Genomic DNA, 11,644 nt, shown 5'->3' with positions numbered 1-11,644 from the left:
CGCCGCGTTCGGCGGGCTGCCGTGGCGGGACGCCGCGGCCTACGTTCCCGCCCAGGTCACCGGCTGCGTGGGCGGGGCGGTGCTGGCGAATCTGATGTTCGAAGAGCCGGCAGTGTCGATCTCGACGCGGCACCGGGCGTCCGGCGCGCATCTGCTCGCCGAAGTCGTCGCGACCGCCGGCCTCATCCTGCTGATCTTCGCGCTGACGCGGTCCGGTCGAGGCGACCGAGCCCCGGCGGCGGTCGGTGCCTACATCGGCGCGGCCTACTGGTTCACCAGTTCGACCAGCTTCGCGAACCCGGCGATCAGCGTCGGGCGGATGTTCTCCGACACCTTCGCCGGGATCGCCCCGACCTCCGTCCCGGCGTTCGTCGGCATGCAGGCCATCGGCGGCATGATCGGCTACGGGCTGGCGCGCCTGTTCTACCCGCCACCCCCGACCGCTCCCGGCCCCGCCGCGCGGGTGCTGTCGCCCCGCAATCAGCCCACTACCGCGTCCAGGGACGTCGCGTCGGACGCCACGACGTCCGATGGTCGGACGTCCAGCAGCACGGCGCCGGGGCTGGTCCGTGGCATCTCATCGTGAAGACGCGAAGAAAGGATCCGACGTATGTCCGGGAAGCCCTCGGTGCTGTTCGTCTGCGTCCACAATGCCGGGCGGTCCCAGATGGCCGCCGGCTGGCTGACCCGGCTGTCTGGCGGCGCCGTCAACGTGCGTTCGGCCGGGTCGCTGCCGGCCGAACGGGTCAATCCGGTCGCGGTGGCGGCCATGGCCGAGGTCGGGATCGACCTCGGCGCCCAGACGCCCAAAGTCCTCACGTCGGAGGCGGTGGAAGCCTCCGACGTGGTGGTCACCATGGGTTGCGGGGACGCCTGCCCGGTCTTCCCCGGGAAGCGGTATGAGGACTGGAAGCTCGACGACCCCGCCGGCCAGGGCATCGACGCCGTCCGCCTGATCCGGGACGAGATCCGGGCCCGTGTCGAGAAACTTCTCCAGGATCTCCTGCCTCCCATCTCCTGACGATCACCTTCGGGGCTCGCTCGCTGCCCACCGCCCGGCACCCCGGTGGCGCACCAGCGCCACCGGAAAGCCATCGAAACATGCGGCGGAGAAGACGCCCTGACGGTCCGCTCGGTGTCCAACCGGATGGGTCGTGTTTTGTTTCTTTCACTTCCGTGTAATGCGATCGACCAGCATGATTGTCCGGTGGCTGTCGATCGAGAATTACTACTCGACCGGGTCGGTGAGCTGGCGGAACGGGTGCGTGCGGTGCTGGAGGGCCCGGCGGTGGAGGACGCCGGTGAGTCGTCGGAACTGGCGCAGGCGCTCGCGGCGGCCGGTGCCGAGATCCGTGCCGTGCTGTGCGCCCGTCCCGCGCCCGACGCCCGGACGGCAGGTGAGCTGTGCCTGGGTCTGGTCGAGCTCAGACGGTTGCGGGGAGAACTGCGCGAGCATGCGGTGTCGGTGCGGTTCGCGGCGGTGGCCCGGATCCATCGCGGGCTGGCCAAGCTGCGGGCCTGTGAGACCGTCGCCGAGCTACTGCCCGCGGCGGCGGCCGAGCTCGGGTCGTGCTGCGACTTCGACCGGGCGGTGATCTCGCGGCGTCGGGGGTCGACGTGGCGTGCCGAAGCGGTATGGCTGGCACCGGGGCTGGATCCGAGCGTGTCGCGGGCGACGGAGGTGTATCTGCGTGGGACGTGGATTCCGCTGGGACCCGGCGTCCTGGAGACGGAGCTGATCCGCAGGCGCACCGCCGAGGTGATCGCGGCCGATGACCCGCGGACCAACAAGGAGCTGATGGCCGTGTCGGACAGCGTGGGATACGTGGCCTCGCCGGTGATGCCGGCCGGCCGGGTGATCGGTTTCCTGCAGGCCGACTGCTACGGGTCGCGCCGCGAGCTGACAACACTGGATCGTGACAATCTGTGGACGTTCGCCCAGGGCTTTGGCCTGCTGTTCGAGCGCACGGTGCTGCTGGAGAGGCTCGCCCAGCAGCGGGCCCAGGCCCGGGAGGCTTTCGAGCTGGCCGAACGGCAGTTGCGGCAGCTCGCCGAGGACGAGATCCTGCTCGCCCGCAGTGACCGGGAGCTCGGCGCCGTCGCCTCCCGCGCCGCCGACATCTTCCGGCCCGTGGCCGCTGCCGACGACCCGGTGGCGAGCCTGCTGACCGCCCGCGAACGGAGGATCGTCGAACTCATGGTCACCGGCGCGCGCAACAGCGAGATCGCCGACCGGCTGGTGCTCAGCGAGGACACGGTCAAGTCTCACGTCAGGAGCGTGTTGCGCAAGCTACGTTCGGCCAACCGCGCGGAAGCGGTGTCGCGATATCTCAAGATTGCAATGTCCCAGTCGTGAATTCGTTCATGAAGCCCAGTTGTGACGCCCCGGCCACGAGCGACGTGAGCGGGCGGGCCACGGACCTGTTCGAGCGTGCCGTACGGCTGCTGGGTGTCGAGCCGGAGCGTGGCCGCGCGGACGCGGTGGACGCGGCGGACGCGCTGAGCGCGGCCTGTGCCGAACGTCTTCTGTCGGGTGCGCCCGACGCCGAGTCGACCGCGGCGCTGGCCCGGCTGGTCTGCGATCTACAGGACCTGGCCGTCGAGCAGGCCGAAACGCGGATGGCATCGCGAGCGCGACGCATCGCCCGCTGCGAACGAGGGCTCAGCCTGCTGCGCACGGTGATCAGCTCGAAGGCGCTGGAGGACCGCGTATGTGAGGAGATCGCGGCGAACTGCGGCTTTGCGCGGGTGCTGCTCTCGCGCGTTGAGGACGGCGTCTGGCGGCCGTGGAAGGTCAACAAAATGATACGGGACGAGCCGTGGTTCGCCGAGTGGGTCCAGCGCGAGATCCCGTTGGACGATCTCGTCCTGGAAGCGGAGCTGCTGAGCGAACGCCGGCCAGGCCTGGTGACGAACACCGCGGACCCGCGGGTGCATCCGATCATCCGGGCGGGCGAGGCGACGTCATATGTGGTGGCACCGATCACTCCCGCGGGGCGTGTCGTCGGTTTCCTGCACGCCGACCACGGCAGCGGCGGGCATACCTGCGACGAGACCGATCGTGACGTGTTGTGGGCTTTCAGTGAGGGATTCGGTCATCTCTACGAGCGCTCGGTGCTCGTGGAGCGCCTGCGTCTCCAGCGCGACCGGGTACGTCAGACGCTGGCCGTCGTCGGCGCCGCGCTGGAGGAGCTCACCGAGGCCGAGATCGAACTCGTCACGGCTCCCGACGACGACACTCCCGTCGCCCGGACGGCGTCATCGGTGTTCCGCAGCGAAGGCGGCCTCGACGAGCTGACGGCCCGTGAACGCGAGGTACTCGCGCTCATCGCGGGCGGCGCCAGCAACCAGGAGATCGCCGAACAGCTCGTCATCACCGTCGGCACGGTCAAGACCCACGTCAAGCACATCCTCGCAAAGCTCGGCGCCGTCAACCGCTCCCAGGCGATCGCGGCCTACCACGGCGTCGTCCAGGACTGAGCGTCCCTGGCCGCACCCCCCGCGTCTACCACCGCTGGGTAGGAATACCACCAACAGGGAAGATGACCCGCCGCGGGTGACGGGCGAACATGAAGTACCGGATCCGGAGCAGACGGCGCGCCGCGACAATTCGCGATGTCGCGTGGTCGGCCTGCCCGCGCTGTCAGTTCTCGACATGAGAAAGATCTGGAAAATCGTTGTCCGTCAGTCGTCACAGCCTTTCTTCCGTCGCGGCACGAATGGGGAAGTCATGCCGACAGCACCTGTTGACCATCAACTTGACCTGACCACTCAGGACGTTCTCACGTACGGCAGCTGGGGTCTCACACTGGTCCTCCTCGGTTACGCGGTACACCTGGGACGGAAGGAAAGAACACCCTTCTACACCCTGATCGTCCTCGCCGCCATGGTGGCGGCCTTCGCCGAACCGCTCTACGACGAAGGACTGATGCTCTACTTCTATTCGACCGAAGGAATGTACACGCATTTCACCGCCTTCGGCATCCCGCAGCCGATCTGGACCCACAGCGGTTACGCTGTGCTCTACGCGGCACCCGCGCTCACGATCGCCCGGAGGATCCGGCTCGGCACGCTGACGCGGAACGGGCTGTTCGCCTGGGCGGGCGTTGAACTGCTGACGTCCTGCACGTTCGAGATGATCGGTATCAACGGTGGCGCCTACACGTACTGGGGGCCGCACGAGCTGCGTGTCTTCGACTACCCGCTGGTCATCGGTGTGCTCGAGGCCGCGCAGGTGATGCTCTTCGCCGTCCTTGCGGCACTGCTGCGTGAGCGGGTGCGGAACCCCCTCGGTCTGCTGGGCCTGTTCGTCGTGTTTCCCTGCACATTCTTCATGGCGAATTTCGGTGCCGGCGCGCCGGTCATCATAGCCCTGCACCTTGAGGACACCTCGCGCCTGCTCGTCGTGCTGGCGTCGCTGCTGAGCACCGCGTTCGCGGCTGCTACGGTCCGGGGCGCCAGTCTGTTCCTGCCGCCCGCCGCCGGACACCGTGAAACGGCCCCCGTCGACGGCCCAGGAGGATTCTTCCGGACGAGAACAGCCGCCGGCATCCCCGCGGCCGGACCGGTCGCAACGCCGACCGCGGCGAAATAGGAAAGCAGGAACGAAGCAGCAGGAACGAAACAGAAAACAGGCGGGACCTCTCCGCCGTACACGACCTGTTCACCCGGCCCTGTTCACCCGGTCCTGTTCGCCCCGGTCGGCCCGAAGCGGCACCGGGGCGAGCAGGCGTGGGCGTTGCCCTCGTCCTGGGTGTCGACAAGTGTCTGGGTGTCGACCAGTGTTCGGAGGCTACCGGGACGGAGCGGTGTGGGCGTCACGCGGCGCTGGTCCGGGCTGTTCGTCCTCGGCGAGCACAAGGCCGAGCAGGCCCGGGAAACGGGCGTCGAACTCGGCGCGGCGAAGCCGGTTGAGCCGGCGCGGCCCCTGGTCGACCTGTTCGAGCAGCCCCGCGGCCCGCAGGACGGCGAAGTGGTGGCTGGCAGTCGCCTTCGACACCGGCAGATCGAACGTGCCGCAGGCCCGGGTGAACTCCGGCTCGCCCGCCAACGTCCGCAGGATCAGCCTGCGGACCGGGTCCGCGAGCGCCTCCAGAGCGTCCTGCAGGGGCACGTCCTTCGGATCGGTGTGACGTAGAGTGCGGGCGCGTCGCGCCTGACCGGCCATCGTCTCCTCGAGTTCGTCTTCTCGAACTCCTTGCATATTCGACAGGTATCGTACACTGACATCTATTCGACCACCGTCGAACACATGAGGGAGATTGCCATGGCGATACCGCTGGGCCGGGTGGGCATCTGGTCCCCGTCGTACATCTGGGAGGCCGACGACGCCCACGAGGCCGCGGCGGAGATCGACGCCGCAGGCTACGGAGCCCTGTGGCTCGGCGCCGCCGCACCCGACCTGAACCTGCCCGAGAAACTGCTCGCCGCCACGAACCGGCTGGTAGTGGCCACCGGGATCGTCAACGTGTGGACGGTCGACGCGGCGGAGCTGGCCGCGGGCTTCCACCGGCTGGCAACGGCCCACCCGGACCGCTTCCTGCTCGGGCTGGGCGTCAGCCACGCGCCGATCGTGGAGCGGCTGGGACGCTCCTACACCCGCCCGTTGGACTATCTCGCCGGCTACCTCGACGCGCTCGACAACGCCGCCGAGCCGGTGCCCGTCGACCAGCGGGTGCTCGCGGCGCTGCGTCCGAAGGCGCTCACCCTGGCGGGGCAGCGGTCGGCCGGCGCCCATCCCTACCTGGTCACCCCCGAGCACACCCGGATCGCCCGCGAGACGCTCGGCGCCGGCCCGCTGCTCGCCCCGGAGCAGAAAGTCGTCCTGGAGACCGACCCGTCCGCCGCCAGAGCTCTCGCCCGTGCCAGCGTCGGTTACTACCTGCGGCTACCGAACTATGTGCGTAGCCTGCTGGCCCTCGGTTTCACCGAGGACGACGTCGCGGGCAGCGGCAGCGACCGGCTCGTCGACGCCCTCGTCGCCTGGGGCACCCCCGAGCAGATCGCGAAGCGCGTCGCCGAACATCACGACGCCGGCGCGGACCACGTGGCCGTGCAGGTCCTCGCACCGGACATCGACCTGGCCACCCGCGGCGGCCGCCCGCCCCGGCAGGCCTGGCAGGCCCTCGCCGCCGCGCTCCTGTGAAGAAGCCCTGCGGCCGCGGCGGCTGGAGCGACACGGTGCCGGTCAGGAGAACCCCTGGAAGAACGCGCTGGCTGCCGGGGCCCGGCTCGGTGCCGGCCGGTGATGAGCCACGTTCCGGCGACGGCGACCAGCGCGAACAGCGGCACCGGCCGGCTGCCCGGGCCCTGCCCAGGCAGCCGCACCACGTCCAACCGAGTTACGGAACAGCCTTCAGCTGAGGGAGACCGACTTGTCGAGGAACTGGTTGGTGGGGCCGGGGCCGGTGATGTAGTCGCGCTGCGCCCGTTGGAACAGCGGAGCGAGCGCGGCCAGACAGGCGCGGCTGGCCGCGAGCTTGTCCGCGCGGATGGCCAGGGCGGACTGGTAGATGGGGTAGGCGTCGACGAGCAGGTATCTGACGGGCTTGTGCCACGCTCGCACGTCGTGCTCGAGATGGTAGACCTCGTTGGTGACGAAGGCCTGCTGCACGATCTTGCCGTCAGCGGCGACGAACCGGTCCGGGCTGCCCTGGTACGAGATGTCGACCTGCGACTGCTTCGCAGCTATGAGGTCCAGTTTGTTCCGGGCTGCTACAGACGCCCGACTACGCCCGGGCGGTCATCATGGCCGGCGGCCGCCAGCTGGCGCCAGATGTCGTGGAGCGACGGGCCGCGGTCCGGGCAAGCCGGCAACAGCTCCTGTCGCGGCCGAACCCGCCCCAGCTCTGGGTCGTACTCGACGAGGCGGTGCTGTGGCGGTCGATCGGCGGGCCGGCGGTATGCGTGCCCAGCTTGAACATCTGATTGCCCTGTCCGCCTGGCCGAACATCACGATCCAGATCATGCCGTTCGCGCTCGGCGCTCACGTGGCCGAATGCGGAGCGTTCACCATCCTCCGCTTCCCAGGACCGGAGTCACCCGCGACGGACCAGACCGACGTGGTGTACCTCGAGCAGCTCACCGGAGCCCTTTTCCTCGACAAGCCCACGAGGTCGACCGGTACCTGCAGGTCATGTCCCGCCTGGCAATAGCCAGCGCACCTCCGCGCACCACCGTGGACACGCTCACCCGGATCGTCCACGAGACATAGCCGTCGACCGGCCGCCGTCCACGGCATCCCTCGGCACCGCCGTGACCAGCGCCTCTACCGACGCCTGACCCGGTGACACAGTCGAGGACACGGCCCGTGACCCCAACGCCTTCATCCCGGCCTTCCCGCCCGGACGGACAGAGGCTCTGCCGGGCGACCGTCGACGTGCTGGTCACGCCCTCCAGCAGGACAACGTCGTTGACCGGAACAGGGGGCTAATCTACAGTAGGTCCAAATTTTGTGACAAGGGCGGCATGGGGGAGGTCGCCGGATAGTCCCTCTGGTGTGCTCCGTCCCTTCGCGGCGGCCATCGGCTCGCCGGGCACATCACGCCCATCGTCATCCGGTGACATGACCCATGAATATATGGTAAGCCGGACAAGCCAGATTTGTCATGCCATCACCCTTGTGTGAAATAAGGCGTGACATCATCTCGCGTTGACAACTGCAAAAGGAGCATGCCTTGCACCGGAAATTGCAAAAGGAGTGTCACTTACGATCAAGAATGGGCCGCGTCGTCGCGGTCGTCACATTGATCGTTGCCACGACCATCGTCATCGGCAGCGGCCCGGCGGCCGCGGCCACGTATCCGGTGAACTGGGACGCGTTATCGGCCTACGCGTCCGGTCAGCTGAACGCCTCACCGCCTCCGGGTGCGAACAACTGGTCGTGCAGGCCGAGCGCGGCACATCCCGAACCGGTCATCCTCGTGCACGGCATCACCGAAAACCAGAACGCCAACTGGCAGGCGCTCGCGCCGATACTCGCCAACAACGGGTACTGCGTCTACACCATTACCTACGGAAGGCTCTGGTACACCGCCAACGCCGGTGGCATCGGCTACACCGGGAACTCGGCGGGTGAACTGAACGACTTCGTCAACCAGGTGGTGTCCAGCACCAGAGTCAGTCGGGTAAAACTGGTCGGATACTCCGAAGGCGGATTTATCTCCCGACTGTACATGAAGAATTATGGCACAACACACGTGTCGACCTTCGTCGGGATCTCACCGGTATCCATGACCCCGCCCACCATCAGCGGGCTGCTGACCATCCTCAACATGGTGCCCGGTTGGCAGACGATCGAACTATTGGGCTGCCCGGCCTGTTATGAACTGTCCACCTGGCCGGCGTTCAACGCGCTGAACTCGCCGCAGGCCACGTTCCCGAGCGTCACCTACACCAATATCATCACCACTCGCGACGAGGTAGCCACACCAGCGGAAGCGGTGAGCTATCTGCCGGCGGGCCCCAACGTCACCAACCAGGCCGTGCAGACCTTCTGCCCCAACGACCCCGTCGGACATGTCGGGATGCCTTACGACGTGACCACTGTCCAGTTGGTACTCAACGCCCTCGACCCCCAGCACAGCCAGCCCGTTCCGTGCGGCTCCGGGCTCCCGCTGTAGCGCTGGGCAATGAATGGGCGGCGCCGGCCCAGCACTTGATTGGCCCGGTGCCGCCCGTCGTGGACCGGACGGCGGGAATCATTCCGGTGGCACGGCCGCAAGCCCAACCTGCCGGTGCCGGAAACTCGTCCGTAGGATCTGACCAAGGCTTCTGCGCTACTCATCAGCTCATCCGGTGGAATGCCTCGACCGCATCCTCATCCTCGGCGAACGACACGCCACCGCCGTCCTCGCCGAATATGCCGATCACTACAACAGTCACCGGCCACACCGATCACTGCGCCAATGTGCACCGCTCCGCACAGGCACCGGCCCACCGCCCGAACCTGGCGTGTCGGTCCTCTGACATGATCGGCTCGGCGGGCTCGTCCACGAATACCGGCAGGCAGCATGCCCTGATATGTAAGCCGCCCGGCTTACTCTCATTTGGGGTGATACCGAAGGCGTCCGAGGTACTGACCCGAGTTTCTGGCACCTACACGGTGATGGCAACCCGCAACTGAACATCATCGAGACGGATGCTGGCGCCTGACGCTCCCAGCGCGATCCTGCATGTCCCGACCCAGCACCCGGTCCACCAGCTCCGGTGGACACACCCCGCGTCAGCACGCCCACCGACACCCGGTCCGGCAGCCAGCCTTCGGGCGACAGCCCCTCGCTCCCATCGTGACCCACACCGCCACACCGCCACACTGCCGACACGACGATCACTTAAAGTGCGATCATTGCGCTCCGAGGGAGGCTGTGGTCTGCACCGCGGACAGGACGGGTCCGTATTCGCGGTCAGCCGTCCGGGCGAGGATGTCATCGGTGTGGGCGGCCACCTCAGATCGGTGGATGGGAGCGCCGCACCGGTGTCGGCTGATCACATCCGGTGGCGCGCCCCGTCGGCCGTAACCGCGGAATGACAGTTGGCTGTCACGTTCCTGACTCTCGGTCATCGTCGCTGATTATCCCGGAGTAGAAACAGTTGTTCGGTCGGCGCTGGCGGGCGTGGTGGGGGACGCGGCGATAAACCGTACGGTCCATTTCACAGCAGGCACCCCCGCCACGAAGGGAACCCGTGTGCCAATCCTGGTCACCGACCTCGACGGAACCCTGCTGGGCGGAGCCGCAACCGACCGACGGCGCCTGCGCGACGCGCTGAACCGTCACCCCGAGGTGGTGGTCGTCTTCGCCACCGGGCGCGGACTGTCCTCCATCCGCGAGGCGCTGGACGACCCGCTGGTGCCCAGGCCCCGCTGGATCATCGCCGACGTCGGCGCGACCGTGCTCGACGGTGTCGACCACGTGCCGCTCCAACCGCTGCAGAGCGAACTGCGAGCCGGCTGGCCCGGAACCGGGCGCATACGCGCCGCGCTGCGCGGCTTCCCCGCGCTGATCTACCAGGACAGTGTGCCGCAGGAGGGCCGCTGCTCGTTCTTCCTCCGTCCCGAAGATCTCACACCGGTTATCACCGATGCGGTGGAGGCGCTCGGCTGCTCCTGGAGCTACTCGGCGGACCGCTACTTCGACGTCCTGCCCAGGGGCGCGTCCAAGGGCAACGCCCTGGTCGCTCTCGCCCGCTCGCAGGGCTGGCCGACCGCATCGATCCTGGTCGCCGGGGACAGCCTCAACGATCTGTCCATGTTCCGGATCGGTGCGCATGGCGTGGCGGTCGGCAACTCCGAGCCCATGCTGATCGCCGCGCTGGACGGTCAGGAGGGCGTCCACCGGCCCCAGCAGCCCGGCGCCGCGGGCGTGTTACAGGCGCTGCTGGAGCTGGGCTGGGTCGAGGCCGGCTCCCCGCTCGTGATCGGCTATCACCGCCCGCCGGTCAGCTGGACTCCCGAAGCCGACTGGCAGGAGCCGTCGAGCCCGAACGGCATCCTGCCCACCCTGCGCGCGCTCTTCAACGGTGGTATGGAAGCCGTCTGGGTGGCCGCCGCGGTCCTGGACCAACCGCAACGCGCGGCTCACCTCGATGGCCATGACATCAAGATCCCGCTCTCCTTCCTCCCGCTGCGACCGGACGAATGGCGCTCCTACTTCCATCAGGCATGCAAGGAAACGCTCTGGCCGGTACTGATGTCACAACCCGAACGGCTGCGTTTCAACCCGCTCACCTGGGAGCAGTACCGGACGGTCAACAGGCGCTTCGCCGAACGCATCGACGACGAGGCGCCCCGGGGCGGCACGGTCTGGTTACACGACTACAACCTCTGGCTGGTACCGGGCATCCTCCGCAGAACCCGGCCGGACCTGCGGGTGGGACTGTTCCACCACACCCCCTTCCCGCCACCGGAGACGTTCGCAGCCCTGCCGACCGCCGACGAGATCCGCGCCTCGCTCAACTGCCTGGACTGGGCCGGATTCCACACCACGACCTTTGCCGAGCGTTTCCGGTCCATCCTCGCGGAGAGCCCGCGACCGCCGAGGATCGGTGTCCACCCACTCGGTGTCGACCACGACGCCATCGGGGCGCTCGCCCGCGATCGAGCTCCTCGCATCCGCAGACAGGATGGCTACCTGGTGCTCTCCGTCGAACGCCTGGACTACACCAAGGCCCCGGTTGAGAAGATCAAAGCGGTCGCGATGCTGCTCGCCCGCCGTCCCGAGCTGCGCGGACGCCTTCGCGTCCGGCTGATCTGCGCCCCGCCCGAGCCCGGCATCACCGCCTACGACTCGACGCGGCGGGAACTCGAACGACGGATCGCCGAGGTCAACCGGGCCTGGGCGGAGAATGGCTGGCAGCCCATCGACTATCTGCCTCGCTCGCTCTCCTTCACCGAGGTCGTCGACAACTACCTTGCCGCCGACGTCCTCTGGGTCACCTCCTTCCAGGACGGGATGAACCTGACGGCCAAGGAGTACGTCGCCGTACAGGCAGCGGTCGGCGGCTTGGGTGTACTGGTGCTCTCCCAGCACACCGGAGCGGCGGAGGAACTGGGAACGGCGGCGGTGCTCACCGATCCCTACTCCCTCGACGACCTCGTCGAACGGCTGGCCCTGGCACTATCGCTCACGCCCGCCGAGCGGCGGAC

Annotated in this window: 12 protein-coding genes and 1 pseudogene; 11 read left to right on the top strand and 2 right to left on the bottom strand. The window is 68.0% G+C overall.

Going from position 1 to position 11,644, the window contains the following annotated elements:
* Window positions 1-67: 67 nt before the first annotated feature.
* The 5 genes from FrCorBMG51_RS34835 (at window position 68) to FrCorBMG51_RS15990 (ending at window position 4,594) form a co-directional block, all read left to right on the top strand.
* Complete coding sequence (locus FrCorBMG51_RS34835) at window positions 68-586, top strand: MIP/aquaporin family protein (protein WP_476742179.1); 519 nt, start codon at window positions 68-70, stop codon at window positions 584-586.
* Between the two features lie 24 nt (window positions 587-610).
* On the top strand, window positions 611-1,021 hold the full coding sequence (locus tag FrCorBMG51_RS16005; RefSeq protein WP_047223873.1) for an arsenate reductase ArsC: 411 nt from the start codon (window positions 611-613) through the stop codon (window positions 1,019-1,021).
* 186 nt (window positions 1,022-1,207) lie between these two features.
* Window positions 1,208-2,356 carry a helix-turn-helix transcriptional regulator gene (locus tag FrCorBMG51_RS16000; protein WP_052914736.1) on the top strand — a complete coding sequence of 383 codons (1,149 nt, stop codon included), beginning with the start codon at window positions 1,208-1,210 and terminating at the stop codon, window positions 2,354-2,356.
* 8 nt (window positions 2,357-2,364) lie between these two features.
* Window positions 2,365-3,480 carry a helix-turn-helix transcriptional regulator gene (locus FrCorBMG51_RS32860; RefSeq protein ID WP_047223921.1) on the top strand — a complete coding sequence of 372 codons (1,116 nt, stop codon included), beginning with the start codon at window positions 2,365-2,367 and terminating at the stop codon, window positions 3,478-3,480.
* Between the two features lie 250 nt (window positions 3,481-3,730).
* Window positions 3,731-4,594, top strand: coding sequence for a hypothetical protein (locus FrCorBMG51_RS15990; protein ID WP_157180529.1), 864 nt, complete (start codon window positions 3,731-3,733; stop codon window positions 4,592-4,594).
* A gap of 198 nt (window positions 4,595-4,792) precedes the next feature.
* On the opposite strand, the gene FrCorBMG51_RS15985 is transcribed toward FrCorBMG51_RS15990, so the two are convergent.
* Window positions 4,793-5,167, bottom strand: coding sequence for an ArsR/SmtB family transcription factor (locus tag FrCorBMG51_RS15985; protein WP_013872067.1), 375 nt, complete (start codon window positions 5,165-5,167; stop codon window positions 4,793-4,795).
* Between the two features lie 99 nt (window positions 5,168-5,266).
* Between FrCorBMG51_RS15985 and FrCorBMG51_RS15980 the strand changes: the two genes are divergently transcribed.
* Window positions 5,267-6,145, top strand: a complete 879-nt coding sequence (locus FrCorBMG51_RS15980; protein ID WP_047223872.1) for an LLM class F420-dependent oxidoreductase — start codon at window positions 5,267-5,269, stop codon at window positions 6,143-6,145.
* Window positions 6,146-6,355: 210 nt separating this feature from the next.
* On the opposite strand, the gene FrCorBMG51_RS15975 is transcribed toward FrCorBMG51_RS15980, so the two are convergent.
* Window positions 6,356-6,613 carry a hypothetical protein gene (locus FrCorBMG51_RS15975; protein WP_052914734.1) on the bottom strand — a complete coding sequence of 86 codons (258 nt, stop codon included), beginning with the start codon at window positions 6,611-6,613 and terminating at the stop codon, window positions 6,356-6,358.
* A 134-nt stretch (window positions 6,614-6,747) separates the two neighbouring features.
* Between FrCorBMG51_RS15975 and FrCorBMG51_RS31455 the strand changes: the two genes are divergently transcribed.
* From FrCorBMG51_RS31455 to FrCorBMG51_RS31450, 5 genes and pseudogenes are all read left to right on the top strand, one after another.
* A complete protein-coding gene (locus FrCorBMG51_RS31455) occupies window positions 6,748-6,927 on the top strand; it encodes a Scr1 family TA system antitoxin-like transcriptional regulator (RefSeq protein ID WP_235433626.1) in 180 nt (59 codons plus the stop codon).
* Window positions 6,876-7,154 (top strand): Scr1 family TA system antitoxin-like transcriptional regulator, encoded by a 279-nt coding sequence (locus tag FrCorBMG51_RS29740; protein WP_052914733.1) that lies wholly within the window; start codon window positions 6,876-6,878, stop codon window positions 7,152-7,154. The genes FrCorBMG51_RS31455 and FrCorBMG51_RS29740 overlap by 52 nt, the downstream gene beginning before the upstream one ends.
* A 564-nt stretch (window positions 7,155-7,718) precedes the next feature.
* Window positions 7,719-8,621 carry an esterase/lipase family protein gene (locus FrCorBMG51_RS15965; protein WP_052914732.1) on the top strand — a complete coding sequence of 301 codons (903 nt, stop codon included), beginning with the start codon at window positions 7,719-7,721 and terminating at the stop codon, window positions 8,619-8,621.
* 175 nt (window positions 8,622-8,796) lie between these two features.
* On the top strand, window positions 8,797-8,967 hold the full coding sequence (locus FrCorBMG51_RS33930) for an integrase core domain-containing protein (RefSeq protein ID WP_157180528.1): 171 nt from the start codon (window positions 8,797-8,799) through the stop codon (window positions 8,965-8,967).
* A gap of 647 nt (window positions 8,968-9,614) precedes the next feature.
* A pseudogene (locus FrCorBMG51_RS31450) lies at window positions 9,615-11,639 on the top strand (trehalose-6-phosphate synthase); the annotation flags it as partial.
* Between the last annotated feature and the right edge of the window lie 5 nt (window positions 11,640-11,644).

Origin of the sequence: Protofrankia coriariae (assembly GCF_001017755.1) — a bacterium.
Classification (GTDB): domain Bacteria; phylum Actinomycetota; class Actinomycetes; order Frankiales; family Frankiaceae; genus Protofrankia; species Protofrankia coriariae.
The sequence above is the reverse complement of the archived record's forward strand: the minus strand, read 5'-3'. Positions and strand labels throughout refer to the sequence as shown.

Excerpts from the sequence above, each read along its gene's own strand:
- FrCorBMG51_RS15990 (WP_157180529.1), top strand. The coding sequence starts at position 3,731 with ATGCCGACAGCACCTGTTGACCATCAACTTGACCTGACCACTCAGGAC.
- FrCorBMG51_RS15965 (WP_052914732.1), top strand. The coding sequence starts at position 7,719 with ATGGGCCGCGTCGTCGCGGTCGTCACATTGATCGTTGCCACGACCATC.
- FrCorBMG51_RS15985 (WP_013872067.1), bottom strand. The coding sequence starts at position 5,167 with ATGGCCGGTCAGGCGCGACGCGCCCGCACTCTACGTCACACCGATCCG.
- FrCorBMG51_RS15980 (WP_047223872.1), top strand. The coding sequence starts at position 5,267 with ATGGCGATACCGCTGGGCCGGGTGGGCATCTGGTCCCCGTCGTACATC.
- FrCorBMG51_RS32860 (WP_047223921.1), top strand. The coding sequence starts at position 2,365 with ATGAAGCCCAGTTGTGACGCCCCGGCCACGAGCGACGTGAGCGGGCGG.
- FrCorBMG51_RS31455 (WP_235433626.1), top strand. The coding sequence starts at position 6,748 with ATGGCCGGCGGCCGCCAGCTGGCGCCAGATGTCGTGGAGCGACGGGCC.
- FrCorBMG51_RS16005 (WP_047223873.1), top strand. The coding sequence starts at position 611 with ATGTCCGGGAAGCCCTCGGTGCTGTTCGTCTGCGTCCACAATGCCGGG.